The organism is Peteryoungia desertarenae (assembly GCF_005860795.2).
Classification (GTDB): Bacteria; Pseudomonadota; Alphaproteobacteria; order Rhizobiales; family Rhizobiaceae; genus Allorhizobium; species Allorhizobium desertarenae.
Genome location: NZ_CP058350.1, coordinates 2,410,382 through 2,436,505 on the forward strand (window position 1 = coordinate 2,410,382; position 26,124 = coordinate 2,436,505).

Annotated in this window: 25 protein-coding genes and 1 pseudogene; 17 read left to right on the top strand and 9 right to left on the bottom strand. The window is 58.7% G+C overall.

The window, feature by feature from the left end:
* Positions 1-58: 58 nt before the first annotated feature.
* On the bottom strand, positions 59-316 hold the full coding sequence (locus FE840_RS11700; RefSeq protein WP_138289457.1) for a YjhX family toxin: 258 nt from the start codon (positions 314-316) through the stop codon (positions 59-61).
* 378 nt (positions 317-694) lie between these two features.
* On the opposite strand from FE840_RS11700, the gene FE840_RS11705 reads away from it, so the two are divergent.
* Complete coding sequence (locus FE840_RS11705) at positions 695-1,204, top strand: GNAT family N-acetyltransferase (RefSeq protein WP_138289458.1); 510 nt, start codon at positions 695-697, stop codon at positions 1,202-1,204.
* Here FE840_RS11705 and FE840_RS11710 read toward each other — a convergent pair.
* On the bottom strand, positions 1,192-1,536 hold the full coding sequence (locus tag FE840_RS11710; protein WP_138289460.1) for a DUF1294 domain-containing protein: 345 nt from the start codon (positions 1,534-1,536) through the stop codon (positions 1,192-1,194). The two genes, FE840_RS11705 and FE840_RS11710, sit on opposite strands and share 13 nt — an antisense overlap.
* A 147-nt stretch (positions 1,537-1,683) precedes the next feature.
* On the opposite strand from FE840_RS11710, the gene gatB reads away from it, so the two are divergent.
* Positions 1,684-3,186 (top strand): Asp-tRNA(Asn)/Glu-tRNA(Gln) amidotransferase subunit GatB, encoded by a 1,503-nt coding sequence (gene gatB, locus FE840_RS11715; protein ID WP_138289462.1) that lies wholly within the window; start codon positions 1,684-1,686, stop codon positions 3,184-3,186.
* A 7-nt stretch (positions 3,187-3,193) separates the two neighbouring features.
* The gene (locus tag FE840_RS11720; protein WP_138289464.1) at positions 3,194-3,691 is read left to right on the top strand and encodes a GNAT family N-acetyltransferase; all 498 of its coding nucleotides are present in this window, start codon (positions 3,194-3,196) and stop codon (positions 3,689-3,691) included.
* Positions 3,692-3,715: 24 nt separating this feature from the next.
* Here the strand turns inward: FE840_RS11720 and FE840_RS11725 are convergent, their stop codons facing one another.
* Entirely contained in the window at positions 3,716-4,150 is a 435-nt protein-coding gene (locus FE840_RS11725; protein ID WP_138289466.1) for a hypothetical protein, read from the bottom strand.
* A 58-nt stretch (positions 4,151-4,208) separates the two neighbouring features.
* Between FE840_RS11725 and FE840_RS11730 the strand changes: the two genes are divergently transcribed.
* The 10 genes and pseudogenes from FE840_RS11730 (at position 4,209) to FE840_RS11775 (ending at position 11,949) form a co-directional block, all read left to right on the top strand.
* Positions 4,209-4,676 carry a GNAT family N-acetyltransferase gene (locus FE840_RS11730; RefSeq protein WP_138289467.1) on the top strand — a complete coding sequence of 156 codons (468 nt, stop codon included), beginning with the start codon at positions 4,209-4,211 and terminating at the stop codon, positions 4,674-4,676.
* A gap of 106 nt (positions 4,677-4,782) precedes the next feature.
* The gene (locus FE840_RS11735; protein ID WP_138289469.1) at positions 4,783-5,181 is read left to right on the top strand and encodes an NADH:ubiquinone oxidoreductase subunit NDUFA12; all 399 of its coding nucleotides are present in this window, start codon (positions 4,783-4,785) and stop codon (positions 5,179-5,181) included.
* A 134-nt stretch (positions 5,182-5,315) separates the two neighbouring features.
* A pseudogene (locus tag FE840_RS21110) lies at positions 5,316-5,750 on the top strand (DUF2155 domain-containing protein); the annotation flags it as partial.
* A 392-nt stretch (positions 5,751-6,142) separates the two neighbouring features.
* The gene (locus FE840_RS11745; RefSeq protein ID WP_138289473.1) at positions 6,143-6,382 is read left to right on the top strand and encodes a hypothetical protein; all 240 of its coding nucleotides are present in this window, start codon (positions 6,143-6,145) and stop codon (positions 6,380-6,382) included.
* A 216-nt stretch (positions 6,383-6,598) separates the two neighbouring features.
* Positions 6,599-7,090 carry a VOC family protein gene (locus FE840_RS11750; protein WP_138289474.1) on the top strand — a complete coding sequence of 164 codons (492 nt, stop codon included), beginning with the start codon at positions 6,599-6,601 and terminating at the stop codon, positions 7,088-7,090.
* A gap of 418 nt (positions 7,091-7,508) precedes the next feature.
* The gene (locus FE840_RS11755) at positions 7,509-8,765 is read left to right on the top strand and encodes an ATP-binding protein (protein ID WP_138289478.1); all 1,257 of its coding nucleotides are present in this window, start codon (positions 7,509-7,511) and stop codon (positions 8,763-8,765) included.
* 48 nt (positions 8,766-8,813) lie between these two features.
* Positions 8,814-9,281 carry an IS66-like element accessory protein TnpA gene (gene tnpA, locus FE840_RS11760; RefSeq protein WP_138289823.1) on the top strand — a complete coding sequence of 156 codons (468 nt, stop codon included), beginning with the start codon at positions 8,814-8,816 and terminating at the stop codon, positions 9,279-9,281.
* Entirely contained in the window at positions 9,269-9,622 is a 354-nt protein-coding gene (gene tnpB / locus FE840_RS11765) for an IS66 family insertion sequence element accessory protein TnpB (RefSeq protein ID WP_138289821.1), read from the top strand. Before tnpA ends, tnpB begins: the two co-directional genes overlap by 13 nt.
* Positions 9,623-9,679: 57 nt before the next feature.
* A complete protein-coding gene (gene tnpC, locus FE840_RS11770) occupies positions 9,680-11,272 on the top strand; it encodes an IS66 family transposase (protein ID WP_138289819.1) in 1,593 nt (530 codons plus the stop codon).
* 185 nt (positions 11,273-11,457) lie between these two features.
* The gene (locus FE840_RS11775) at positions 11,458-11,949 is read left to right on the top strand and encodes a hypothetical protein (protein ID WP_138289671.1); all 492 of its coding nucleotides are present in this window, start codon (positions 11,458-11,460) and stop codon (positions 11,947-11,949) included.
* A 20-nt stretch (positions 11,950-11,969) separates the two neighbouring features.
* Here the strand turns inward: FE840_RS11775 and aat are convergent, their stop codons facing one another.
* From aat to FE840_RS11800, 5 genes are all read right to left on the bottom strand, one after another.
* Positions 11,970-12,584: a leucyl/phenylalanyl-tRNA--protein transferase gene (gene aat, locus FE840_RS11780; RefSeq protein ID WP_138289669.1), complete on the bottom strand. Its 615-nt coding sequence runs from the start codon at positions 12,582-12,584 to the stop codon at positions 11,970-11,972.
* Between the two features lie 7 nt (positions 12,585-12,591).
* Positions 12,592-13,941 carry an acetyl-CoA carboxylase biotin carboxylase subunit gene (accC, locus tag FE840_RS11785; RefSeq protein ID WP_138289667.1) on the bottom strand — a complete coding sequence of 450 codons (1,350 nt, stop codon included), beginning with the start codon at positions 13,939-13,941 and terminating at the stop codon, positions 12,592-12,594.
* Positions 13,942-13,945: 4 nt separating this feature from the next.
* Positions 13,946-14,425: an acetyl-CoA carboxylase biotin carboxyl carrier protein gene (gene accB, locus FE840_RS11790; protein ID WP_138289665.1), complete on the bottom strand. Its 480-nt coding sequence runs from the start codon at positions 14,423-14,425 to the stop codon at positions 13,946-13,948.
* A gap of 22 nt (positions 14,426-14,447) precedes the next feature.
* Entirely contained in the window at positions 14,448-14,885 is a 438-nt protein-coding gene (aroQ, locus tag FE840_RS11795; protein WP_138289663.1) for a type II 3-dehydroquinate dehydratase, read from the bottom strand.
* A gap of 129 nt (positions 14,886-15,014) precedes the next feature.
* The gene (locus FE840_RS11800) at positions 15,015-15,776 is read right to left on the bottom strand and encodes a DsbA family protein (RefSeq protein ID WP_425502128.1); all 762 of its coding nucleotides are present in this window, start codon (positions 15,774-15,776) and stop codon (positions 15,015-15,017) included.
* Between the two features lie 191 nt (positions 15,777-15,967).
* On the opposite strand from FE840_RS11800, the gene FE840_RS11805 reads away from it, so the two are divergent.
* The gene (locus FE840_RS11805; protein WP_138289661.1) at positions 15,968-17,125 is read left to right on the top strand and encodes a pyridoxal phosphate-dependent aminotransferase; all 1,158 of its coding nucleotides are present in this window, start codon (positions 15,968-15,970) and stop codon (positions 17,123-17,125) included.
* Between the two features lie 198 nt (positions 17,126-17,323).
* On the opposite strand, the gene FE840_RS11810 is transcribed toward FE840_RS11805, so the two are convergent.
* Entirely contained in the window at positions 17,324-20,239 is a 2,916-nt protein-coding gene (locus tag FE840_RS11810; protein WP_138289659.1) for an Rne/Rng family ribonuclease, read from the bottom strand.
* A gap of 718 nt (positions 20,240-20,957) precedes the next feature.
* Between FE840_RS11810 and FE840_RS11815 the strand changes: the two genes are divergently transcribed.
* From FE840_RS11815 to prfB, 3 genes are all read left to right on the top strand, one after another.
* A complete protein-coding gene (locus FE840_RS11815; protein WP_138289675.1) occupies positions 20,958-22,187 on the top strand; it encodes an N-acetylmuramoyl-L-alanine amidase in 1,230 nt (409 codons plus the stop codon).
* 220 nt (positions 22,188-22,407) lie between these two features.
* The gene (locus tag FE840_RS11820) at positions 22,408-24,861 is read left to right on the top strand and encodes a penicillin-binding protein 1A (protein WP_138289657.1); all 2,454 of its coding nucleotides are present in this window, start codon (positions 22,408-22,410) and stop codon (positions 24,859-24,861) included.
* Positions 24,862-24,966: 105 nt separating this feature from the next.
* Positions 24,967-26,095, top strand: a protein-coding gene (gene prfB, locus FE840_RS11825) for a peptide chain release factor 2 (protein ID WP_171033826.1) whose coding sequence is annotated in 2 segments (ribosomal slippage) — positions 24,967-25,035 and positions 25,037-26,095 — 1,128 coding nt in all. Because the reading frame shifts where the segments join, the coding sequence is not laid out codon by codon here.
* The last annotated feature ends 29 nt before the right edge of the window (positions 26,096-26,124 follow it).

Consider the following 26,124-nt stretch of genomic DNA (forward strand, 5'->3'; position numbering starts at 1 on the left):
TGCCTTCAAGACAATCGAGTGTTCGACTGGTGCCGCCCTCGAGCGGCACCCGTAATTCCTACCGATTGTCCAACTCCGACCGCACCAGCCTCAGCCCGTTTTCGGTGATCCGATAGGGTTTGCCGCCTTGCGAGCGGATGGCCTTCTTCTGCTTGAGTTTTCGAAACGTGACGAGATCAAGCCCGCTGAAGACCCAGCCCTCGCGGGTGAAGAGCTGGAGTTTCTCGATCTTGCGATTGTCGTTGCGCGTGATTTCGATGCGCCCGCCCTGGGCGAGCAGGTGGAGAATGCGCTGTTCAGCGCGTGAGATATCCATGGGAAAAGTCCGGTCATCGCGTTCTGTTGCGAACGCACAAAAAGGATCTCACGCCCACAGGGCATGAGGGTTGAGCTTTTTGTCTGGCCCTTGCGCAGCGATCAGAATGACGCTGGGCGGGGCCTTTACCGGGACTCGGACATCAAAACTCCTGTTGATACCGAACCATTGATAGATCCCGACTGCTGACTTGCGCAAGCATTTGCAGCAGCGTCGGCGACACGGATTCGCTCTTGTGTTGCCAATTGGCGGCGCTTTTGGGGAATGAACCCAAACAAGATCGGGTCCGTCCGAACGAGGGTCTATTGCGCGACTTTTCTGACCCGCTGGAAAAAACATCCGTCCGGTGCTCTACTTGCGTAAGAACACGAGGCTCCGATGATCATAATCCGCAGCGCCAGACAGGATGAGGCCGATCTCTTGGCACAGATTGGCCTGCGCGCCTGGGAGAAGGCGATGATCCCGGTTGGCGAGACAACCGCGATGGTGGAGAACGCCCGCTCGGCTTTCCTGAATTTTACCCATACCGGCTGGCTGACCATTTCTGTGATCGAGAAGGGCGGTACGCCAGTCGGCTGGGCCGCCCGTGAGCAGCTTGACGAGATGATCACCGATTTCTGGATTGATCCCGACTATCAACGGCAGGGATTGGGCTCGGCACTCCTGACGGAAATCGAAGATGAGATCCGGCATCAGGGCTTCACCGAAGCCAAAGTCGAAACCCATGCGATGAACCGCGAGGCCGTCAGCTTCTTTGAGAAGCACGGTTACGCCGTCCATTGGCTCTCCATCACCTACAATCCGAAGCTTGACCGCGATGTCCAATCAGTCGGCCTGTCACGCCAGTTGGTGGAGATGACACCACAGGGCTATGGTCAGGAGTTCTGAAGGAGTCCGCTTAGCAGGTTCAAAAGTGAACGGAGCCAAGCCAGAACGGCTTGTGGAAAGACGAGGCAGATAACCGCCAGCGGAAGCTGGATGAGCGCAAGCGCAGGCAGAAGGATGCGGAACGGAGGCTTTCGGGTCTTGTGCCGCAGGACCTTCTGGCAAGCCCAGGCGCCGGGACCGCCGCCAAGAACCGCAAGTGTTATCAGCGTGTCTTCGCGCACGCGTCTCGCCCCCTCGCGCGCTGCGGTTTTGTCATAGGCATAGACGCAAAAGACAATGACGTTCCAGAGGACAAGGATTGCAATCAGCGTGAGCATTGTTTGCGATGTCATGGGCAGAGGCTATATCGTTTGTCTTAAGCGTTTCTCCTCCCTGCGATGAGGTCCGGCAGACATTGCGAGCGCCGTTCCAGCCTTGCGCGTGAGGCCCATTTGTTCTACCTCACCAGACAATCAATCCACGCATGAAACGAGCATCCGATGACCTTAGTTGACACGCGCACGCCCGACCCGAAACGCTTCATTCCCGGTGCGACCGGCGATTGGGAAGTCATTATCGGGATGGAAGTTCACGCGCAGGTCATGAGCCAGTCGAAGCTCTTCTCCGGCGCGTCAACAGTCTTCGGCAATTCGCCGAATTCCAATGTCTCACTCGTCGATGCGGCCATGCCCGGCATGCTGCCTGTCATCAACGAGGAATGCGTCAAGCAGGCAGTGCGCACCGGTCTTGGCCTCAAAGCCCAGATCAACAAGCGCTCGATCTTCGACCGCAAGAACTATTTCTATCCGGATCTGCCACAGGGCTACCAGATCTCGCAGTTCAAGGACCCGATCGTCGGCGAGGGCAAGATCATCATCTCGCTCGGCCCGGATCGTCAGGGCAATTTCGAGGATATCGAGATCGGCATCGAACGCCTGCATCTGGAACAGGACGCCGGCAAGTCGATGCATGACCAGCATCCGACCATGTCCTACGTGGACCTTAACCGCTCTGGCGTTGCGCTCATGGAAATTGTGTCGAAGCCCGACATGCGTTCCTCCGACGAAGCTAAGGCTTATATGACCAAGCTGCGCTCGATCGTGCGTTACCTCGGCACCTGCGACGGCAACATGGACGAAGGCTCGATGCGCGCCGACGTCAACGTCTCCGTGCGCAAGCCGGGCGGCGAATTTGGCACGCGCTGCGAGATCAAGAACGTCAACTCGATCCGCTTCATCGGCCAGGCCATCGAATACGAAGCCCGTCGCCAGATTGCCATCCTCGAGGATGGCGGCGTGATCGACCAGGAAACCCGTCTCTTCGACCCGAACAAGGGTGAGACGCGCTCCATGCGCTCGAAGGAAGATGCGCATGACTATCGCTACTTCCCCGATCCGGACCTGCTGCCGCTCGAATTCGACGACGCCTTTGTCGAGGAGCTGAAGGCCAATCTGCCCGAACTGCCCGACGACAAGAAGGCGCGTTTCGTGGCCGAACTCGGCCTGTCCGTCTACGACGCCTCGGTGCTCGTTTCGGAAAAGGCGATTGCCGACTATTTCGAAGCCGTGGCCGAAAGCCGCGACGGCAAGACGGCCGCCAACTGGGTCATCAACGACTTGCTGGGCGCCTTGAACAAAGCCGGCAAAGGCATTGAAGAGACTCCGGTTTCTCCCGCCCAGCTCGGCGGCATCATCGATCTGATCAAGGCCGAGACGATCTCCGGCAAGATTGCCAAGGACCTGTTCGAGATCGTCTGGAACGAGGGCGGCGACCCGGCTGAAATCGTCGAAGCACGCGGCATGAAGCAGGTGACCGACACCGGCGCCATCGAAAAGGCCGTGGACGAAATCATCGCCGCCAATCCGGATCAGGTCGAGAAGGTGAAGGCCAAGCCCACGCTCGCCGGCTGGTTCGTCGGCCAGGTGATGAAGGCAACCGGTGGCAAGGCCAATCCGCAGGCTGTGCAGGCGCTGGTCAAGGCCAAGCTCGGCATTGAGGAGTAAGGCTGACGTGTTCTTTGTCCGGACCGCGATGGAAAAGGATGTCGAGGCGCTGCGTGGGCTGCTGATCGAAAGCTTCCACGCAACCTATGACGCCATCTATGGCGCGGACAAGGTACATCAGATGCTGGATGCCTGGCATTCTCGTAAAGCCATTGAAGCCCGGATCAGTCGGAAGGATGGAGAGTTTCTGGTGGCTGACAATGGTCGCCAGATTGGCGGTCTGATCTTTGCAGCCATGTCCAAGGATATGGCCAAGACCGCCTTCCTCCATCACCTCTACGTCGATCCGAAGGTGCAGCGCCAGGGCATTGGCCGCGATCTCTTCGCCGAGATCGAGACCTGCTTTCCCGATGCCGAGGTCATGCGGCTTGAGGTCGAGCCACAGAACGCCGCCGCCATCGCCTTTTATCAGGCCCATGGCTTCGTTGAGGTTGATCGCACAAAGAATTGCGGCGGTCCAAACAGCGGCATCGAGGCCATCGTGATGGAAAAGCCGCTGACCTGAGCGGCTTATCCTTCGCTGCTTTCTTCAGTTGAAGGGCGGCTCGAACATCATGCCGTCCTCATCGATCAGCTGCACCGCCGTACATTCGATAAGGTTGTTCTCTGCGGCATTGCTGCAGGCAAGCTCGGCCGCCTTCAACGCCAATTCGCGACTCTGCCAGCCGCAGGAGAACTGGTGCCAGTGCGGCCCGCCATCGGCCATCATGAAGATGTCGACGCTCCAGCCGCCGGGATAGCAGGTGGCATTGACCTGACAGTCCTCTGCCGTCCCACCACCGTCGATGCATCGCTTGACCGCACAGTCGATGGCGCTTGCCGTATCGCCTTCGGTACAAAGGCCGGAACTCATCTCCGGCGCCTGCACATAGGCGATCGCCTTTCGCCCGCCGTCCTGCGCATGAGCAGGCAGGGCGAGGGCCGTTGCGATTGAAATCGCGAAAATTCGCAGGATGCTTGTCATCGGGATGCTCTCCGCTATCGCTATCATGAGATGAGTCTCGTGCAGGGAAGGTGCATTGATGCTAGCCGAAACAGTGGCCATAAGACAGGCGGTCGAAGACGATCTGGATACAATCATCGCCATGTTTGCTGATGATGCGCTGGGCGGTCACGGGGACACGACCGAACCAGAGGCGCGAGCCGACTATCTTGCCGCGTTCCGCCGCATAGCGGCCTCGGCAAACGAAACGCTCTATGTCGCGGTACTGGACGGAGAGGTGGTCGGGACATTCCAGGCGATGCTGACAACCGCCATGCCGGGGCGTGGTGGCACCTCGATGATCATTGAGGCGGTCCAGACCCGCGCAGACCGGCGGGGATTGGGGATCGGTGCCGCCATGATTGCCCATGCGGTTGCCCAGGCGAGGGTAAGGGGTGTCAGGCAGGTGCAGCTTACCTCGAATGCGACGCGCAAGGATGCCCACCGATTCTATGAGCGCCTGGGTTTCAGCGCTTCCCATATTGGCTTCAAGTTGAAGCTGAAATGACGGGGCTGCGACGGCGAAGCACTGGACAAGGCGGGTGCGAGGCGGCATAAGCGACACAGGATCGACATGGCCTAGGCGGCCATCGGTATTTGCCCAAGGATGGATTATGAAGCAGCTTCTCTTGCAGATCTTCACCTGGTGGAACGGCCAGACCATGGGAACCCGTTTCTTCACGTGGCGTCATGGCAAGCGTGTGGGTGAAGATGAATTCGGCAATGTCTACTACGAGGGCGGCACGACCTCCTTCGGTGCGCCGCGCCGCTGGGTCATCTTCAAGGGCGATGTCGACGGCTCCAGCATCCCGCCGGGCTGGCACGGCTGGATGCACAACCGCACCAATACCCCGCCGACCGAAGAAGACTACAAGCCCCGCGAATGGCAGAAGCCGCATCGTCCGAACATGACCGGCACGGCACTTGCCTATCGTCCGCCCGGCTCGATTGCCGTGCCGGGCGAGCGCCCGCGCGTCACCGGCGATTATGATGCCTGGACGCCGGGCAACTGATACGCGGTTTGGCCATAATTTGGCGCTAGGGCCTCAGGAATGAGGCCTTCGTCATATCTGGGACCCGATCAGGGATCACCCGACAGCCCCGGATACGAGCGGACGCCCGAAGCGAGCGCAGGAAAGAACGGCAGATGAAACAGAACAGTCGGACAGCGATCACTTCCCTGATGGCGATCGGCCTTGTCACATTCCTGTCTGCCGCACCGGAAATCCACGCTGCACGTCTTGAAAACCCCGTCGCCCAGTTTGCCGGCATCGACAAGATCACCGGTCGAATCACCACCTTCGATGTCTATGTCAACGAAACGGTCCAGTTCGGCGCCCTGCAGGTCACGCCCAAGGTCTGCTACTCGCGCGACGAAAGCGAGACACAGCGGATGGATGCCTTTGTCGAGGTGGACGAGATCACGCTGGATCGGAAGATCCGCCGCATCTTTTCCGGCTGGATGTTTGCCGACAGCCCGGCGCTGAATGCCGTCGAACACGCCATCTATGACGTCTGGCTGACCGGCTGCACCGTCACCTCCGACGTTCCGGCCCCGCCCGGCGTGGAGGCCGTGGCCAAACCGGCGCCGGAGCCAGAAAAACCGGCAGACGCGCCGACCGCAGCCGCCGCAACGACGACGCCCCCGAGCGAACCGGTTGCCGTGACGCCGTCAGATCCAGCCGAGGCAGCCTTGCCACCGCTGGATGCGCCGCAGGAAATACCCAGCGAAATCATCGGTGGTGCTCCGCAGGTCGACGGCTTCGAACAGCAGGGCGAGCCCGTCCTCCAGGGCGACCCGGCAGTTCCGCCGCCGCCCGTTCCGCCGGGAAGCGTCGGCCTGTTCTAGGCATCGCGTTTCAGCCTGCAGCCCATCGGCGGTCTGAATTGCCTGCAAGAGCCTGCAGCGCAGCGTTTGGTGTTTGACATCCTGCTCAATTGAGAACAAGAAGAGAACAAACAGGAGTTCTCTTCATGTCTCTCTCGGAAAAATTCATTGTCCTGCCGTTCAAGAAGAACCGGGGCAGTCTCGTCCCCGGGGAGATGCGCCAGGCTTCCAGCGCCGCCGCCGCCGAAAAGATCGCCACCGCCATGTCCACCCGCCATCTCGGCGTTGCCGCCAACTCAGTGCAGGTGGACGAGGAAAGCGGCGACATGACCAGCCCGAGGCTGATTATCCGCTTCGGCGAGACGGCCGACCTGCACGCGGCTTGAGCCGTCGTCCGATCTGCACCCATGCGGATTTTGGGAAGTTACAAAGAGGGAGCCCGGAACCGCCACCCGTGTCCCCTATGCGATGAACCTGCCCTCATGGGGAGATGCTCGGCAGGGCAGAGGGGTCAGCCTCGTGCGCAGATGCCTCCATCCCCCTTGACGACGCCGCCCCGCAGGCGTGCAATGGCGAAATGTCCGCAGCCGGGAGGAGAGGCCATGATCATTGCAAAGAATACGATCTGCATCTGGTATGACAAAGATGCCGAAGAGGCAGCCCGCTTCTATGCCTCGGTCTTCCCCGATAGCGCAGTGAAGGCCGTTCACCGGGCCCCTTCCGATTATCCCTCGGGCAAGGCAGGCGATGTCCTGACTGTCGAATTCACCGTCGCCGGCATTCCCTGTCTGGGCCTGAACGGCGGCCCGGCCTTCAAACAGACCGAAGCCTTCTCTTTCCAGATCGCCACCGACGATCAGGAAGAAACCGACCGCTATTGGAACGCCATCGTCGGAAATGGCGGCAGTGAGAGCGCCTGCGGCTGGTGCAAGGACAAATGGGGCGTCAACTGGCAGATCACGCCCCGCACCCTGACGGAGGCGCTGGCGGTGGGTGGCGCAGAAGCCAAGCGCGCGTTTGAGGCGATGATGGAGATGGGGAAGATTGATGTGGCGACGATCGAGGCGGCCAGGAGAGGGGCTGTTGTCGAGTAGTTTGAGTGTGAAGATCTTTGGTGTTTCACTGCCTGGCGGCCAATATGTTGAGCTTATAAGCGCGACTGCTGGGAGTACTCATGCGCATATGTGGCTCATTATTCTAGCGAGTATTGTGCGAATATGTGCAGAATGATACAAGGGCAAGTGCCATTGCATTTTGACATACTGGAGCGTCGGATGGAGTCGTTGAGCAGGAAGCATCAGAAGTTCCGTGAACTTGCGTCTAGCAGGACTGATAAGGCATTGGAGGCCATTGAGCGAATAGGAAATCTTTCCAATCGGCAGTTGTACGAGTGGGAGGTTGGTGAGGTTCGCAAGGTCATCAAGGCTCTCCGAGACGAGGTGGCAAAGGTAGAGGCAAGATTTGAAGCCCCAAACACAAGGCGGCGAGACCGCTTCACCCTGTGAGGTTAAAATGCAGCATCAAAACGCCGTTTCAGCTCTTCGGGTTGACGATCAGGACTTCTTGGTTCGAAGCACCATTGATCGTTGTCCCAAGGTGATGATGATCCGTGAGTTGTTTAAGAACGCGTTAGAAGCGGCGCAACAGGATGCTGAAGGCAAGGTTATCTTCTCAGTGGCGCAGGAAGGTGCGCCAAAGCTCTCCATTTGGAATAGTGGTCCGGGTATGAACGATGAGGAGCTTAGCAGGATGACAAATCTTGCTGCTTCCATCGGCAAAGTGAAGGGACTGGACAAGAATTTTGGGATGGGGGCGAAAGTTGCGTCTCTTCCGTCCAACCGTCGAGGTATCCGGTACCGCTCCTGCAAGGAGGGAAGGGTTCACGAAACAATCTTATGCGAACGTGATGGTGTCTATGGTCGCTTGCTCCGTTTCGACACAAATGGAAACTCACTTGGCGACGTTGTTGACGTTACCGACATACTAAAGGCCGAGGGTGGACATCGGTTAGATAGAGACTGGACTGAAGTTGTCCTGCTGGGGAATCGCGCAGAACAAAACACGGTCCTTGATCCATATGATGGAGACCCGACACAGAAGGCTTTCTGGTTGGCGACATATCTCTATCATCGCTTTTACCGACTCCCTGACAATGTTGAAGTACGGCTTCTTGAGGGCACACACGCGAGAAAGGATGGTTCCCGGCGGTTCGAAACTATATCGTCTCGCAGGGAGAAAGGGGTGTTCGCTCAAGACGAGACAATTGAGCTCACTAATGGAATGAAACTGCACTATATTTATGACGAGCCCATGGGCGATACTTCGCACAACCGGTCAGTCAGCGGATCAATCGCTTCTAACTTGAGCACGTGCGCGGTAGTTTTTAAGGGTGAAATGTATGCCGTCCTGACGGGGCGGTCTTGGACAATTGAGGCTCCAAGCTTTGGTATTCCATTTGGTGCTAGGCACATATCAGTCCACATCGAATTGCCGGACGACTACCCTGTGCTCCCAGAGGGCTACCGACAGTTCCTTCGCTACGCGGAGGGCGAGCAAGATCAGGTTGAGGCCAAGGATTTTGCGTTGCAAGTTCTTGAGAACCGACCAGACTGGTTGGTCGATTTAATCCATTCCATGGCGCCAAATTCTGGTGACTCTAGCGATGAGATTAGGAATCGGTTGCAGGAATTGCTCAACAAACTGCGTATCCGATCGTATTCGCCGCGGATTGACCGAAAGCGCGCATTTCCCTGCACCTTTTCCCGTTGACAGCCCTGTCGCATGAAGTGTCCACTTAAAAATAGGTGGACACCAAATATGAGTGACGAAGAGCAGACACTGCGTGTGCGCCTTGTGGGGCGTGATGGCCGACGCCGCTATGATCCAGCATCAAAGGCCCGGCTTGTATCGACCTGCCTTCAGCCAGGGGTTTCGATATCAGGCATGGCGCTTGCCCATGGGATCAACGCCAACGTTCTGCGCAAATGGGTGAAGGATGCCAGGGAGGCTTGCTTGTCGGCAGGACCTGTCCGTTCTGCGTTCATCCCGGTCGTCGCCGCAGACTGTGGCCTGCCTGTCGGGCCCCGCTCGCTGAATATGGCGGTCGCAGGTGGTGAAGACGAGGCAGCATCACTGGAGAGGCCGGCAGGGCTGTCAGGTTCTTCCAAAATCCGGGCTTTGCTGCCGAACGGCGTAAAGCTTTCGCTGGAATGTGGTGATGTGGACGCGTTGACGGCGATCATCGGCGCACTTGGCCGGGTTCAGGTGGTGGCATGTTCAGACTAGGCGCAGATCTCAAGGTCTACCTGCATCGCGAGCCCATCGACTTCAGGGCTGGGATCAACAGCCTTGCTGTCCTGGTCCAGGAGGATATGGCACTTGACCCGTTTGCGCCTGCGGTCTTTGCCTTCTGCAACCGTCGCCGTGACCGGATGAAGCTCCTGTTCTTTGATCGATCCGGCTTTGTGATGGTGCTGAAGCGATTGACCGAAGACCGGTTCCGGTGGCCGCGCCGGGAGACTGCGGTGGTGACGCTTTCGATCGAGCAACTACACTGGATCCTCGACGGCATCGACATCGACGCGTTTGCGCGCCATCCGGTGCGGCAGTATCAGGTGGCTGGCTGACGAAGGGCAGGTGATTTGAGGAGTTGACGCGGTGCCGGCTTTCGATTCAAGAATCTGATGATCCGAACCGGCGAACCTGATGTTGCAGAGTTGATGGCGCAGTTGGCGGCGCATGCTGCCGAAATCGCCGCGCTCAAGGCTGAGAAAGAAGCGCTTTCGCAGCGCATCGTCAAACTCGAGGAAGAGCTGGCGCTGGCGCGGTTGCATCGCTTTGCGCCGAGAAGCGAAAAGCACGTCGATCGCCTGTTCAATGAAGCCGAGCAGGTTGCCGTTGACGAGGACGCTGGTGACGACCACGGCGATCTCGCCGACCTGCCGGATACTGGCCTGCCGCCTGTGGAAAGACCAGAAGGCAAGAAACGCGGCCGCAGACCCTTGCCGGAAAGCCTGCCGCGCGAGCGTGTCGAATATGACCTTGCCGACGATCAGAAGGCCTGCCCCTGCTGTCGGCATCAGATGCATCGCATGGGAGAGGCCGTCACCGAGCAGCTCCACATCGAGGTGAAGGCCAAGGTCCTGCAGAATGTCCGGTTCAAGTACGCTTGCCGGAATTGCGATCGAACCGGCATCAACACGCCGGTTGTCCTTGCGCCGATGCCCGCACAGCCTCTGCCTGGCAGCATTGCCACGGCTTCAACGCTGGCCTTTGCGCTGGTTCACAAATATGTCGACGGCACACCGCTCTATCGTCTGGCCCAGGCCTTCGAGCGTGCCGGTGTTCCCGTAAGCCGCGGTGCTCTGGGTCACTGGGTGATCGGATCGAGCGAGCGGCATCTTTCCCGCATCTATGACGCGCTGAAACTGCGACTTCGGTCCCAACCGCTCATCCATGGCGACGAGACGACGGTCCAGGTCCTGAAGGAAAAGGACAGGGAGGCCGCTGACACGTCGTATATGTGGGCCTATCGCAGCGGCGAGGACAGCGAGGAGCCGATCGTTCTCTTCGATTACCAGCCGGGCCGCGGCCAGATCCATCCGCAGACATTCCTTGGGCGTTATCGCGGCATCATCATGAGTGACGGCTACACCGCCTGGCGCACCCTGGAGGGGGCAACCCATATCGGATGCATGGCCCATTCCAGACGACGCTTCGTCAATGCCCTCAAGGCGAGAAAGAAAGGTGGCGGTCCGCCGGAGCAGGCGCTGAAGTTCTTCGAGCAGCTCTACCGGATAGAAAGGTTGGCGAAGGACGAAAAGCCGAACGAAGGCGAAAGGCAAGAAGACTGCATTCGCCGCTTTCGCCAGCTTCACAGCATTCCCATCCTCAATGCCCTCAAGACATGGCTCGATGACCTCGCGCCGAAGGTGTTGCCGGACAGCAAGCTCGGCGATGCCGTGTCCTACACCCTGAACCAATGGGACTATCTGACACTCTACGCGCAAGACGGCAGGATGCCGATCGATAACAACCTGCTTGAGCGTGATATCAGGATTTTTGCAACGGGCAGAAAATCGTGGCTCTTCAGCGATACCGTGGACGGAGCTAACGCCAGTGCAGTCGTCTACAGCATCATGCTGACCTGCCGCGCCTGCGGTATCGAACCCTTGGCATACCTGCGCCACATCCTCACCGAATTGCCGCAGCGCGAATCAGGTGCCGACATCACTGATCTTTTGCCGTTCAACTTCACGAAAACAACGACTGCCTGATCCGATACGACAAGCTGACAGCGAACCCGCTCAGACCGTCGCGTCAATGTGCATGGAAACAAGCGCTTACGATTGACCAGGAGGGCACTTTCGATGTTGATCAAGGAGAGGGGCGAGGAGCAATAGAAGGCGGGACGGTTAGAGGCGGTTCTAATGGCAGTAGTGGGCATCATAAGCCCGACGACTTGACGGTCGTGCAGACCGGCGCGCAAATGGCCCGCATGGCGCAGAATCTTGAGCGAGCACCAAAGCTAATACCGCTCGATGATGTGTCGGACATTGAAGATAAGCAAATCGTCGGGCGAGCAGGTCGGTACTATTCTGCATCAGGCGAGCTGTTTATAAACATGACCTATCCAGCCGTTGACCTCATGCATGAGCAGCTTGGTCGTGAATATGCCCAAGCTCCTGATCCGGAGGTGATGCAGCGGATAGCGAGGGGCCTATCCCGCAACTCCATGATCAACCGAGTAGGATTGGCAGTAGTATTCGCGTTGGCGAAACGCATCAACAAAGAATGGGATGAGGACGCAATGGGTAAGGCTCTTCAGCCCGAGAGCCTTAGTCTGGCTGCCGACAACTATTTTGAGTCCTTGCAGGATGCGCGACGCATGTTGGGGAAGACTTTGAAATTGAAACGGACGGACGGTGAGGAGGATGGGAGCGAAACTGACTAATGGGACCAAGTCACCACCCATCAAAACCTCAACGTCTCACTCTCCATCGCCTTCTCCAGCAACACCGCATAGGCCTCCTTCGGCACATCAATCGCCCCGAACGTCTTCAGATGCTCGGTGGTAAACTGCGTGTCGAGCAGCGTGAATCCACGTTCCTTCAGCCGTTCCACCAGATAGACGAGACAGATCTTCGATGCATTGGTGCGCCTTGAAAACATGCTCTCGCCGAAGAAGGCCGAGCCGAGGGAGACGCCATAAAGGCCGCCGACCAGCTCTTCGCACTCCCAGGCCTCGACGCTATGGGCATGGCCCATGCGGTGCAGCGCGCCGTAAAGCTCGCGGATGGTCTGGTTGATCCAGGTGCTGGGCCGGTCGTCGGCGGCTTCGGCGCATTTCGCGATGACGGCGTCAAAGGCGGTATTGAAGCGGATGTCGAAGGGTTTTTGCCGGATCGCCTTGGCAAGGCTCTTCGAGACATGGAACGCGTCGAGCGGGATGATGCCGCGCAGTTCCGGTTCGACCCAGAAGAGCTCCGGGTCATCGGCCGAATCCGACATCGGAAAAAGGCCGATGGAATAGGCGCGCAGCAGGATCTCCGGTGTGATCCCTGGGTTCCTGCCGCGTCGCCCTGCCATGTCAGTCTCAGGCCGAAGTTTCGGCCAGGTATTTTTCAAGCCAATGGATGTCGTAATCCCCATTGGCAATATCCTGGTTGGCCACCAGATCCTGGAACAGCGGCAGCGTCGTCTTGATCCCGTCCACGACGAATTCGTCGAGCACGCGGCGAAGACGCATCATGCATTCGACGCGGGTGCGGCCATGCACGATGAGCTTGCCGATCAGGCTGTCATAGTAAGGCGGAATCTTGTAGCCGGCATAGACGCCTGAATCGACGCGCACGCCAAGGCCGCCCGGCGCATGGAAATGCGTGATCGTGCCGGGCGAGGGCGTAAACGTGCGCGGGTCTTCCGCATTGATGCGGCATTCGATGGCATGACCGGAAAACACGATCTGGTCCTGCGTCACCGAGAGGCCGGCACCGGAGGCGACGCGGATCTGCTCATGCACGAGGTCGATCCCGGTGATCGCTTCGGTAATCGGATGCTCCACCTGCAGGCGGGTGTTCATTTCGATGAAATAGAACTCGCCGTTTTCATAGAGGAACTCGATCGTGCCGGCGCCCCGGTACTTCATCTTCTTCATCGCATCGGCGCAGATCTGGCCGATCTTCATCCGCTGCTCGACGTTCAGGGCAGGGGAGTTTGCTTCTTCCCAGACCTTCTGGTGGCGCCGCTGCAGCGAGCAGTCGCGCTCGCCGAGATGGATCGCATTACCTTCGCCGTCACCCACGACCTGCACTTCGATATGGCGCGGCTTGCCGAGATATTTCTCCATATAGACCGCGTCATTGCCAAAGGCCGACGCCGCTTCCGACCGCGCCGTGTTAAAGGCGTCGTAGAGGTCTTCCTCGGTCTTGGCGACCTTCATGCCGCGTCCACCGCCGCCGGCGGTTGCCTTGATCAGGACCGGGAAACCGATCTGACGGGCCACTTCCAGCGCATTGTCCGGCGTTACTTCGCCGTCGGAACCCGGAACAACCGGAATGCCAAGCGCAACAGCCGTCTGCTTGGCGGTGATCTTGTCGCCCATCAGGCGGATATGCTCTGCCGTCGGTCCGATAAAGGTAATGCCATGGGCATCGAGAATATCGGCAAACTTGGCGTTTTCCGAGAGGAAGCCGTAGCCCGGATGAACGGCATCAGCGCCGGTGATTTCGCAGGCTGCAACGATCTGATGGATGTTCAGATAGCTTTCGCGCGATGGCGGAGGACCGATGCAAACGCTTTCGTCTGCCAGACGCACATGCATGGCGTCGGCATCGGCGGTCGAATGAACCGCAACGGTCGCGATGCCAAGCTCCTTGCAGGCGCGCAGCACGCGAAGCGCGATTTCGCCTCGGTTGGCGATGAGGATCTTTGAGATACCGCTCATCGGCTTACTCGATGATGACCAGAGGCTCGCCGTATTCGACCGGACGGCCGTCTTCGACAAGGATCTCGACAACCTTGCCCGCGCGCGGCGACGGGATCTGGTTCATGGTCTTCATCGCTTCGATGATGAGAAGCGTCTGGCCTTCCTTCACGCTTGCACCCACTTCGATGAAGGGACGCGCACCCGGCGCAGGCGCCATATAGACCGTGCCAACCATCGGAGCCGGGACAGCCTTCGAAAGATCCTTTGCGGCCGGGGCAGCAGCAGGTGCGGAGGCGGCAGGTGCAGCAGCCGGTGCCGGGGCTGCCTGCGGTGCGGCATAGGTCTGCATCTGCGGCATCGCCATCATCTGCGGTGCATTGCGCGACACGCGAATACGTAGGTCGTCCTGCTCCACTTCGATCTCGTTCAGATCCGTATCATTGAGGATATTTGCCAGATCACGGATCAGAGCCTGATCGATACCCGATTTCTTGTCAGCCATGGATGGTGGTCCTGTGTTCTTGTTATTGTGTGATGTTTTTCAGCGCATGCAGCGCCAGGATGTAGCTGTGAGGGCCAAAACCGCAGATCACGCCCTTGCAGGCGGGCGCAATCATCGAGGTGTGACGGAATTCCTCACGCGAATGCACGTTGGAAACATGAACTTCGATGACCGGGATCGAAATCGCCCGGATGGCATCATGCAAAGCAATGGAGGTATGGGTATAGGCGCCGGCATTGAAGGCAACGCCCAGAGATTTCTCGTCTGCTTCATGCAGCCAGTCGATAAGGGTGCCCTCATGGTTCGATTGGCGGAAATCCACGGACAGCCCGAGTTCGGAACCCACCGTCTTGCAATCCGCCTCGATGTCGGCGAGCGTCTTGCCGCCATAGATCCCCGGTTCCCGCTTGCCAAGCATGTTCAGGTTGGGGCCGTTCAGAACTAGAATTGTCTTCATCATCCGGGGTTCCGTCGACTTTCAACCGCCTCCTATAGACCGAGAGACCCGGCAGGAAAAGCCTTTTGCGGCTTTCGGACCGGGCCTTCCCCTGAAAATGGCGGTTTGGTTAAGCCGTTCGGGGCCATTTCATCAGCAGGTCGCAGCGCCACAGGCGCGGATATTGCTGACCTTCTCTTGCAGGGTATCAACGCCGACAGCGCCGAAGACCGCTTCATTGCCGAGCACGTAAGAGGGAGTTCCGGTAATGCCAAGGCTCGTTGCCAGCTGATAGGCTTCCTGCACCGAGGCATCATTCGGGTTTTCCGTCATCGTCTTGCGCAGCGCCTCTTCGCTCAGGCCAAGCTCGACGGCGAGTTCCATGGCGCTCTCTTCCGTTGCCTTCCCCTCGGCGGCCATCATCGCGCGATAGAAAGCCGGATAGGTCTCGGGCGACAATTTGCGAACCGCATCCGATACCTTGTGTGCATCGGCAGAATCCGGCCCGAGGATCGGGAATTCCTTGAGGATGAAGCGGACATTCTTGTCCTTCTCAAGCAGCGCTTCCATGTCTGCATGTGCGCGTCGGCAGAAGCCGCAATTGTAATCGAAGAACTCGACAATCGTGACATCTGCATCGGGATTGCCGATCGCAATGTCATGGGTGGAGGAAAACAGCGCCTCCCGGTTCGCCTCGACAGCGACAGAGGCCTGCTGCTGGCGCATGGTCTCCCGCTTCTGCGTCAGTGCATCCTGGACTTCCAGCAGTATTTCGGGATTGGCGATGAGGTATTCGCGGATAAACTCACCCATCTCCTTCTTCTGCGCATCATCCAGAGCCAGGGCAGGGAGCGGCATGGCTGCCGGGAGCAGGGCGATCGCGAGCATCGCGATCTTGGTGAACTTGGAAGGCATGTCTATCCTCGTCTTGAATTCTTTTCAGCCTAGCTGTCTAGCTACAGCCGTCTCCCCGCATGGGTAACGGAACCAGAAAAACTGGCAAGTGAAAACAAAAAGCTTTCCGCTTTTTCGGGTATTGGCATTGTGATGACCTGAGCTTTGCGGCAAATGTCGGGCACTTTTTCTGCAAAAGGAGCCCGCAGACCGTGATTTCCGTTTCCCGCCGCAGCGCCGTCGAACCATTCCATGCCATGGACATTCTGGCGGAGGCCACCCGTCGCCGCCAGGCCGGTCGACCGGTCATTTCCATGGCCGTCGGGCAGCCCGGTCATCCGGCGCCACGGGTGGCCCGTAAGGCGGCGGAAAAGGCGCTCGCCCATGGCCGGATCGGCTACACGGACGCGTTGGGGTTAATGGAACTGCGTAAGGCGCTGGCGAAATCCTATGAACGTCGTCATGGATTGGCTGTCGATCCCGCCCGGATTGTCGTGACCACCGGCTCCTCCGCCGGCTTCAATCTCGCCTTTCTGGCGCTTTTCGATCAGGGCGATGCCGTTGCGATCGCCCGTCCGGGCTATCCGGCCTATCGAGCCATTCTCTCAGCCCTCGGGCTCAAGGTGGTGGAAATCCCTGTCACGGCAGAGACGGGGCATACGCTGACGCCGGAAAGTCTTGAAGCCGCCCAGCGCGAACACGATGTGCGGCTGAAAGGCGTCCTCCTGGCAAGTCCCGCCAATCCAACTGGCACGGTCACAAGCCGTGCCCAGCTGGAAACGCTCTATCGCTATTGCGGTGACAATGGAATCTCGTTGATCTCGGACGAGATCTATCATGGCCTGACCTATGGCAGCGAGGAGACGACTGCCCTTGAATTCGGCGACAATGCCGTGATCATTAATTCCTTCTCGAAATACTATTGCATGACCGGTTGGCGCATCGGCTGGATGGTGGTGCCAGACAATCTCGCCCGCGTCATCGAATGCCTCGGCCAGAGCCTCTACATTTCGGCGCCGGAGCTTTCCCAGATCGCTGCAATCGCCGCCCTTGAGGCAGGCGATGTGCTGGAGGAATACAAGGCAAGCTATGCCGCCAACCGGGAATTCCTGATGGAGCGCCTGCCGGCACTTGGCCTGCCGCTGCTTTCACCGATGGACGGTGCCTTTTATGCCTATGTCGACGCGACCAGATACACCAATGACAGCATGGAATTCGCCAAACGCATGCTGGCCGAGATCGATGTGGCCGTAACACCCGGCCTCGATTTCGATCCCGTCAACGGTCACCTGGCTCTGCGGCTTTCTTATGCCGGGACCATGCAGGAGATGCAGGATGCGGCGGACAGGATGGCGCGGTGGCTGTCGTAAAAAGCACTTATTCTCATATTCTTAAATAAAAAACCTAAGGAATTGGATGAGCTCTGTTGTCTTGGGTGGCCTTGTTCAAGCTCCCTTGGACCCCTTGGACCATCTGCTGAGATACAAAAAACCGCCCGCGATCTGTTCGTCACGGGCGGTTGGTTTTTTTGATCACAAGGTAGAGCGACTGCTATCGCTCCAAGGAGCTCAGAAGAAGCCGCGCTTCTGCCACCAGCCGGCCTTTTTCGGCTTGGCAGCCTCTTCGCTGCCTTCGCCATTTGATGTCACGGACGTGACAACCGGTTCCGACGAGGTCACGTTGGACTCGCGGTTCGCGCGGGCAGGCTTTGCGTCTTCCTGTTCAGCCTCAGGCTGAGCCTCGTCCGATGCTTTGTCTGCCTCGGTTACGGTTTCAGCCGCAGCTTCGGCTGCCACCTCGGTCGTGTCCACAACCGGTTCCTCAACCGTCTCCACAGCGGCCTTGGCGCGGCGGGTCCGGCGCGGCTTGGTTGCCGGAGCAGACACCGCATCATTGGCACCTTCAACGGCTGCCATGGCGTTGGGGGCTTGCTCCGACTTCTCAGCCGCGATTTCTTCGATCACTTCGGCAAGGGTATCACCGTCTTCGGCGTCGCCTTCACCATCGTCGCCAGCCTCGCCCTGGTTTTCGCCAGTGATCTCGTCGCCATTGCGGTTGCGGCGACCACCACGCTTGCCGCGACGACGACGCTTGCGGCGCTGGTTGTCTTCGCCATTGCCGGTCTCGCCATTGTCGCGTGCCTCGCCCTCGGCATCGGCATCAGCTTCGTCGACGGAAACATCCTGATCCTCATCGTCTGCTTCGCTGTCGGTGTCACCATCGCCATTCTCGACAGATGACGTGTGGCCATTGCCGTTTTGCCCATTCTTGCCACGACGGCGGCGACGGCGCTTGCGCTTGCGGTTGCCTTGCTCGTCTCCATTGGCTGGCTGGGGCCGCGCGGTTGCTTCGCTGGAGACTGCAGCGACGTCTTCGTCGTCCTCGTCCTCCAGCTCGACGACATAGTCATCCTCTTCCGGCTCGGGCATCAGCGGCATCAGGCTCTCGATCTTCACCGGTTCGGCAACGGCTTCACCCCGTTCGATGCTGAAGAGATGCGTATTTGTGTGCCCCTGCAGATCCGCCTCGACGACGATGGAGACACCGAAGCGCGCCTCGTAGTCAACGATCGTGCCGCGCTTGTAATTCAGCAGGTACAGCGCAATCTCAGCGGTCGTGTGGACGATGATGTCGTGGGTCGTGCTCTTCAGCAGGAATTCCTCAATGCCGCGCAGGACGTGCAACGCAACAGAGGATTGCGAGCGGATCAGGCCCGTGCCCTGGCAGTGCGGGCAGACCTGCGTGGTCGATTCCAGCACCGAGGCGCGGATGCGCTGACGCGACATTTCCAGAAGGCCGAAATGGGAGATGCGACCGACCTGGATGCGTGCACGGTCGTTCTTCAGGCAGTCCTTAAGCTTCTTCTCGACAGCGCGGTTATTGCGCTTTTCTTCCATGTCGATGAAGTCGATGACGATCAGGCCGGCAAGGTCGCGCAGGCGAAGCTGTCGCGCCACTTCTTCTGCCGCTTCCAGGTTCGTCTGGAGCGCGGTGTCCTCGATGGAATACTCGCGGGTCGAGCGGCCGGAGTTGACGTCGATCGACACGAGCGCTTCGGTCTGGTTGATGATGATGTAGCCACCGGACTTCAGCGTCACCTGCGGCTGCAGCATCTTGTCGAGCTGCGCCTCGATGCCGGAGCGAGAGAAGATCGGATGCAGGTCGCGATAGGGCTGAACCACCTTGGCATGGCTCGGCATCAGCATCTTCATGAAGTCTTTCGCTTCACGATAGCCTTCCTCGCCAGAAACGATGATCTCCGAAATGTCCTTGTTGTAGAGGTCGCGGATCGAGCGCTTGATCAGCGATCCCTCTTCATAAACGAGGCACGGCGCAGTCGAGGCGAGCGTCAGCGTGCGCACGTTTTCCCACAGGCGCATCAGATATTCGAAGTCGCGCTTGATCTCGACCTTGGTGCGGTTGGCGCCGGCGGTACGCAGGATGACGCCCATACCCTGCGGCACTTCGAGGCCACGGGCAATTTCCTTCAACCGCTTGCGGTCTGTCGGATTGGTGATCTTGCGGGAAATGCCGCCGCCACGGGCCGTGTTCGGCATGAGGACGGAGTAACGACCTGCAAGCGATAGATAAGTTGTGAGAGCGGCACCCTTGTTGCCACGCTCTTCCTTGGCGACCTGTACCAGCAGGATCTGCCGGCGCTTGATCACTTCCTGGATGCGATATTGCTTGCGCGGCTTGCGAACGACGCGATCGGGAACCTCTTCCATGGCGTCTTCGGCGCCAACGGATTCGATTTCTTCCTTTTCCTCGACGTGATCGTCGTCATCGTCATCGTCGTCGTCATCATCGCGACCACGGCGGCCACCGGCATCTTCGGAAATTTCATCCAGGTCAACCATGGCAGCAATTGTTCCGCCCGAAGCGTCCTCGTCGTTGCCCTCTGGTGTCTCACTTGCCGGTTCTTCGGTCGCTGCCGCTTTCTTCGCCCGAGGCTTGCGTGCGCGCTTGGGCTTGGTCTTCTTTTCCTCAGCGACTGCCGGTTCTTCGGTTGCTGCCTCGGCAACGGCATCGGATGCTTCTTCTGCGGAGGCCGCCTCAGCCTCGCCCGTCAGTTCCTCGACACTTTCGGCCAAAACCGGGATGGCGGCAGCCATGTCGTTGATGATTGGCTGATCCTGCAAGGCCGGATCCTGAATGACGGGCTCATCGCCCTCCATGTCATTTTCCTTGCTGTGCTCTTCGGCTTCGGCGCGCAGCAAGGCCTGACGGTCGGCAAGGGGGATCTGGTAATAATCAGGGTGGATTTCGGCGAAGGCGAGAAAACCGTGACGGTTGCCACCGTAATCCACAAAGGCTGCCTGGAGGGACGGTTCGACCCGTGTCACCTTTGCCAGATAAATGTTGCCGCGGATCTGCTTCTTGTGCTGGGATTCGAAATCGAATTCTTCGATGCGATTACCGCGAACGACAACAACGCGCGTCTCTTCTTCGTGAGACGCGTCGATAAGCATTTTGTCTGCCATTTAAGCTGTGCTCCTCGGTGCCGTCAGTCTCTGGTTTGCCCGCGCGCTGAACGAATAAGCGAGCAAAATCAAAGAGACCCGGCACCGGATATGAAAGTTGTGCCACGGCGGCGCATCCAGACAGCGTTCGGACGAGAGCCAGAGAGCGGACCGCTCTTCCTTCAAACTTCGTTCTTTGAACCTGCTGCAACGACATCAAAAACCGTACATCAACGACAATGATATGGACCCTCGGGCCCGATGAGTGCTCATCAAGAGCTTTTGGTGGAGACCACCGTTACTTTTTGCCGAGCTTGCCGGCGAGTTGAACAAGTTTCAGGAAAAAGTGCGGCGACGGCAGATGTTTGTCCGCTTGTACAGGCGCCAAATCCAGTGTCTGAGGTTGGCAGCCGTGGCGGAGATTCGATCCCGTTTGCACTCTTATCCCTCGTGTGCCTTGTATGTTTTCTACATCACAATAGCAAGTGCCAACGGAATTGTGCCATAAAAACGCTTGATTGGCCGATAGTGACTTAACCAGCCGAATCTGCTGCTTTCGCGCGATGATAGGACTGTTTCCCGGGGTGAATTTCGATTGGCGGGTCGATATGAACGGTGAAATTCTAAAAAATGGTCGTTGTTGCGCATGCTTGATGCAAGTCATGACAGCGGCATCAGCCTGCGAGGACTGAATTTGATCTCCACTGGAACAGGTGACGACCGCCCCTGGTCGCGCTTCATGATGCGAATCGTAACACTCTTGGTTGTGGCGCTTGGCCTGCAGATGTCACCAGCCTGGTCGTCTTCCAGTGCGGTCGACGCAACCACCGAGGAGAGCGCCGAGCCGCTCCTCGCCTATTCGGGTCGCATTGCAGGCGACAGGGCGCGCACGCGCTTGGTCATAGATTTCGATCGCAAGCCGACTGTCGATATCCGCTACATCTCCAATCCGGATCGCATTATTGTCGACTTGCCGGCAACGGTTTTCTCCCTCGATCCCGAAACCTTTGGACCGGTGGGCCTTTTCAGCGAAGTTCGCTACGGCTCCATCGATCGCCAGTCTGCGCGTCTGGTTCTGACAGCGGCACGGGCCGCAAGGATCGTCGAAAACAAGGTCATCAAGGATGAGGCCGACAAGGGTTACCGACTGGTGCTCGATGCCGAGATGGTGTCGCAGCAGGATTTTGATGCCCTCGTGAGAGGCCAGAACTGGCTTGGAGAGGGGCAGGCTGCTACGGTCGCCGCGACGACGATCGATCCCGCAACAGCGTCGGACAAGTTCGTTATTGCCGTGGATGCAGGGCATGGTGGGATCGATACGGGAGCAACTGGCGCGACGACCAGGACGCCGGAGAAAGACATAACGCTGGCTTTTGCGAAGATCCTGCACGCAAAGCTGATGGCAGAGCCGGGGGTTGTGTCTGTGCTGACCCGGGAGGACGACAGTTTCCTGTCTCTTTCCGAGCGCGTCACCATTGCGCGGCAAAACGGTGCAGACCTTCTGATTTCACTGCATGCAGACACTTTGCGCCAGCCGGAAATCAGGGGCGCGACGGTTTACACGATCTCTGACCGTGCGTCCGATAACATGGCGGCACAATTGGCCGAGCGGGAAAACCTTTCGGATGTGATCGGTGGCGTCGTTCTGACCGAGGAACCCTCCGAAGTCACCGACATCCTGATCGACCTGACGCGCCGGGAAACCCAGGCCTTCTCTATTTCGCTCGCCCAGTCGGTTATCGCTTCATTCCAGGGGCAGATAGGCCTGATCAACAATCCTCACCGCTATGCCGGCTTCCGTGTCTTGCAGGCCCATGACGTTCCATCGATCCTGCTCGAACTCGGCTTCCTGTCGAACAAGGAAGACGAAAAGCTGTTGCTGGATCCTGCTTGGCGCGAAAAAGTCGCGACGCATCTGGTAGACGCTATCAGGCGTTACAAGGCGCCGCTGATGGCCAATGGCGGTTGAGGTTTTGTGGATGGGCGTCGGCAATTGGGCTAACGGCCCTATTTTACTCACAATCCAGCCGTTACTCCTTTAGGGGTAAGTAGGGTGCGGTTCTGACGAATCGCCGCTTTTTTAGCAAGTGTGCATGTCTTGCCAAGCCAGGCTTGGCGTGCAAAACGCCACGGAATGTGCGAAATATTCCTGACGCGCGGAACGTCGAGCAAGAGCCGGTAGCGAAAACATGATCAGACTGATTGGATATCTCTTCGGATTGGCATCCGTTCTGGCGCTGTGCGTAGCCGCCGTGGTTGCCATCTATCTGAATGGGGTCACCAGGGATTTGCCGAATTATGAGGTGCTTGCGAGCTATTCGCCGCCGGTGACCACGAGGGTGCATGCCGGGAACGGTGCGCTGATGGCCGAATATGCCCGCGAGCGTCGTCTGTTCCTGCCGATTCAGGCCATCCCCGATCGCGTGAAGGCCGCATTTCTGTCGGCTGAAGACAAGAATTTCTACAACCACCCGGGCGTTGATATCTACGGCCTTGCCCGCGCAATCGTAACCAATGTCCAGAACCTGGGGTCCGGTCGGCGTCCCGTTGGCGCCTCGACGATCACCCAGCAGGTGGCCAAGAACTTCCTGTTGAGTTCGGACCAGACGATCGACCGAAAGGTCAAGGAAGCCATTCTGTCCTTCCGGATTGAGCAGGCCTATTCCAAGGACAAGATCCTTGAACTTTACCTCAATGAAATCTTCTTCGGCATGAATGCCTATGGCATCGCCGGCGCGGCGCTCACCTACTTCGACAAGGCCGTGACCGAGCTGACGATTGCCGAAACAGCCTATCTGGCCGCCTTGCCGAAGGGGCCGGCCAATTACCATCCGTTCCGGCGCGAGGCCGCGGCACTCGAGCGTCGCAACTGGGTTATCGATCGTATGATCGAAAACGGATTTATCACTCGCGAGGAAGGGGAGGAGTCCAAGAATGAGCCGCTGGGCGTCAATATGCGTCGCTCTGGCTCGTCGCTCTTCGCCTCGGATTACTTCGCGGAAGAAGTCCGTCGTCAGATCATCGAAAAATACGGTGATCAGGCGCTCTACGAGGGCGGACTGTCCGTCCGCACCTCGCTTGACCCGGACATGCAGATTGCAGCACGTGAAGCCTTGCAGTCCGCTCTGATGACCTATGATCAGCGTCGTGGCTATCGCAAACCGATTACCCGGATTTCCATTGAAGGTGATTGGGGTGTCCCGCTGGCAGATGTGCGTGGATTGTCCGATGTTCCGGAATGGAAAGTCGCGGTTGTCCTCGATGCGGGAAGCGAAGGCGTCGAGATCGGCCTGCAGCCTCAAAAGGAAGCGGGTGGCCAGGTGGTGGCCGAACGCGTGACGGGTCGCATTGCGGCAGAGGATATGGAATGGGCATTCCGGTCCGCCGATCCCGACCGCGATTCAGCCCGTTCGCCGCAGGGTGTTCTGTCCGCCGGAGATGTTGTCTTTGTCGAGCAGCTGGAAGGGGAGGAAGACCGCTACGCGCTTCGCCAGCCGCCAAGAGTGCAGGGCGGTCTGGTGGCGATGGACCCGCATACCGGTCGTGTCCTCGCGCTGGTCGGCGGTTTCTCCTATGCGCAATCCGAGTTCAATCGTGCGACCCAGGCAATGCGGCAGCCCGGTTCGTCTTTCAAACCCTTTGTCTACGCGGCAGCGCTCGACACCGGTTACACACCGGCATCGGTTATTCTCGATGCGCCGGTCGAATTTGTGTCGGGCGGTCAGGTCTGGCGTCCTCAGAACTACGGTGGTGGCGCGGCCGGCCCGCAGACGCTACGCCTCGGCATTGAGAAGTCGCGAAATCTCATGACGGTTCGCCTGGCCAACGATATGGGCATGAATCTCGTCGCGGAGTATGCCGAGCGTTTCGGTGTCTATGACAAGATGAACCCCGTGCTTGCCATGTCGCTCGGCTCCGGTGAAACGACAATCCTGCGCATGGTCTCTGCCTATGCCGTTTTTGCCAATGGCGGCAAACAGGTGAAGCCGACGTTGATCGACCGCATCCAGGACCGCCACGGCAAGACCATCTTCCGCCATGAGGACCGGATCTGCGAGGGCTGCAACGCTTCCGCCTATACAGGTCAGGAAGAGCCGACCGTTCTCGACAATCGCGAGCAGGTGCTCGACCCGATGACTGCCTATCAGATCACCTCGATGATGGAGGGCGTCGTCACCCGTGGTACCGCTGCCGGCAAGATCAAGCTGGATCGCCCGGTTGCCGGCAAGACCGGGACCTCGAATGATGAACGGGACGCATGGTTCGTTGGTTATACCCCTGATCTGGTGGCAGGTGTCTATGTCGGGTTCGACCAGCCCGCCCCGATGGGTCGTGGTTCAACCGGTGGATCGCTCGCGGCTCCCATTTTCGGTGACTTCATGAAGCGGGCGACTGAAGGCAAGCCGGCCGGCAAATTCATCGTACCGGCGGGAATGAACTTCATCGCGGTGAACCGCACGACCGGCATGTACGCCTTCGAAGGCGAACCCGATACGATCATTGAAGCCTTCAAGCCGGGCACCGGTCCTGCCGACACCCTTTCGATCATAGGCATGGATGGCTACGCGCCACCGGAAGAAATCCTGCGGGATTCACCTCAGGCAAATCAGGCCGTTACCTCCGGTTCCGGCGGGCTCTTCTGATGCGACTCCACAACGCCATGGACACCCGGCTCTTTACATAAGGGCCGGGCACCACTATGCGAGGGGCCAGATTTTCACCAGTTTCAGAGGTTGAGAACGCAACGCATGCGCAATGAAATCGAGAATGTCGTCGACGAAATCAAGCAGGCCATAAGCCTGCTGAGGAGGCATCTTTGACTGGGACCAGGCGATAAGACGACTGGACTGGTTGAACAACAAGGCAGAGGACCCGAACCTCTGGAACGATGCCCAGGAAGCCCAGAAGCTGATGCGCGAGCGCCAGCAGCTTGATGACAGCATCAATGGCGTGAAGCGTCTCGAACAGCAGATGAATGACAATATCGAGCTGATCGAGATGGGCGAGGAAGAGGGCGATCAGAGTGTCGTGAAGGACGCCGAGGACCAGCTGAAGGCCCTGAAGACCGAAGCGGCCCGCCGCCAGGTCGAGGCCATGCTGTCGGGCGAAGCCGATGGCAACGACACCTATGTCGAAGTCCATTCCGGCGCCGGCGGAACGGAAAGCCAGGACTGGGCCAACATGCTGTTGCGCATGTATACCCGCTGGGCAGAGCGCTCCGGCTTCAAGGTCGAAGTGCTGGAAGTGCACGACGGCGAAGAAGCCGGCATCAAGTCCGCGACCATCCTGGTCAAGGGCCACAATGCCTATGGCTGGATGAAGACCGAATCGGGCGTGCATCGTCTGGTGCGCATCTCGCCCTACGATTCGAACGCCCGTCGCCACACGTCCTTCTCGTCGATCTGGGTCTATCCGGTCGTCGACGACTCGATCAACATCGAGGTCAACGAAAGCGACTGCCGCATCGATACCTATCGTTCGTCGGGCGCTGGCGGCCAGCACGTCAACACGACCGATTCGGCCGTGCGTATCACCCATATCCCGACCGGCATCGTGGTCGCCTGCCAGCAGGAACGCTCGCAGCACAAGAACCGCGCCAAGGCCTGGGACATGCTGCGTGCTCGTCTCTACGAAGCCGAACTGAAGAAGCGGGAAGAAGCGGCCAATGCCGAAGCCGCCTCGAAGACGGATATAGGCTGGGGCCACCAGATCCGCTCCTACGTCCTGCAGCCCTACCAGCTGGTCAAGGACCTGCGCACCGGCGTCGAAAGCACTGATCCGGATAGCGTCCTGAACGGCGAGCTCAATGACTTCATGGAAGCAGCCCTTGCCCACCGCATCAGCGGCAAGGCCTCGGACGTTGCCGATATCGATTGATGCTTTTTCCAGTTTAGCTTCAGAGGAAG

Bases quoted from the DNA above. Each gene is read 5' to 3' on its own strand.
- FE840_RS11745 (WP_138289473.1), top strand. From the start codon at position 6,143: ATGTCTCTCTCGGAAAAATTCATTGTCCTGCCGTTCAAGAAGAACCGG.
- aat (WP_138289669.1), bottom strand. From the start codon at position 12,584: ATGGCAGGGCGACGCGGCAGGAACCCAGGGATCACACCGGAGATCCTG.
- tnpC (WP_138289819.1), top strand. From the start codon at position 9,680: ATGATCCGAACCGGCGAACCTGATGTTGCAGAGTTGATGGCGCAGTTG.
- FE840_RS11800 (WP_425502128.1), bottom strand. From the start codon at position 15,776: ATGCCTTCCAAGTTCACCAAGATCGCGATGCTCGCGATCGCCCTGCTC.
- FE840_RS11730 (WP_138289467.1), top strand. From the start codon at position 4,209: ATGCTAGCCGAAACAGTGGCCATAAGACAGGCGGTCGAAGACGATCTG.
- FE840_RS11735 (WP_138289469.1), top strand. From the start codon at position 4,783: ATGAAGCAGCTTCTCTTGCAGATCTTCACCTGGTGGAACGGCCAGACC.
- FE840_RS11725 (WP_138289466.1), bottom strand. From the start codon at position 4,150: ATGACAAGCATCCTGCGAATTTTCGCGATTTCAATCGCAACGGCCCTC.
- FE840_RS11700 (WP_138289457.1), bottom strand. From the start codon at position 316: ATGGATATCTCACGCGCTGAACAGCGCATTCTCCACCTGCTCGCCCAG.
- FE840_RS11755 (WP_138289478.1), top strand. From the start codon at position 7,509: ATGCAGCATCAAAACGCCGTTTCAGCTCTTCGGGTTGACGATCAGGAC.
- accB (WP_138289665.1), bottom strand. From the start codon at position 14,425: ATGGCTGACAAGAAATCGGGTATCGATCAGGCTCTGATCCGTGATCTG.
- FE840_RS11810 (WP_138289659.1), bottom strand. From the start codon at position 20,239: ATGGCAGACAAAATGCTTATCGACGCGTCTCACGAAGAAGAGACGCGC.
- gatB (WP_138289462.1), top strand. From the start codon at position 1,684: ATGACCTTAGTTGACACGCGCACGCCCGACCCGAAACGCTTCATTCCC.
- accC (WP_138289667.1), bottom strand. From the start codon at position 13,941: ATGAGCGGTATCTCAAAGATCCTCATCGCCAACCGAGGCGAAATCGCG.
- FE840_RS11750 (WP_138289474.1), top strand. From the start codon at position 6,599: ATGATCATTGCAAAGAATACGATCTGCATCTGGTATGACAAAGATGCC.
- FE840_RS11710 (WP_138289460.1), bottom strand. From the start codon at position 1,536: ATGACATCGCAAACAATGCTCACGCTGATTGCAATCCTTGTCCTCTGG.
- aroQ (WP_138289663.1), bottom strand. From the start codon at position 14,885: ATGATGAAGACAATTCTAGTTCTGAACGGCCCCAACCTGAACATGCTT.
- FE840_RS11705 (WP_138289458.1), top strand. From the start codon at position 695: ATGATCATAATCCGCAGCGCCAGACAGGATGAGGCCGATCTCTTGGCA.
- FE840_RS11815 (WP_138289675.1), top strand. From the start codon at position 20,958: ATGATGCGAATCGTAACACTCTTGGTTGTGGCGCTTGGCCTGCAGATG.
- FE840_RS11820 (WP_138289657.1), top strand. From the start codon at position 22,408: ATGATCAGACTGATTGGATATCTCTTCGGATTGGCATCCGTTCTGGCG.
- tnpA (WP_138289823.1), top strand. From the start codon at position 8,814: ATGAGTGACGAAGAGCAGACACTGCGTGTGCGCCTTGTGGGGCGTGAT.
- tnpB (WP_138289821.1), top strand. From the start codon at position 9,269: ATGTTCAGACTAGGCGCAGATCTCAAGGTCTACCTGCATCGCGAGCCC.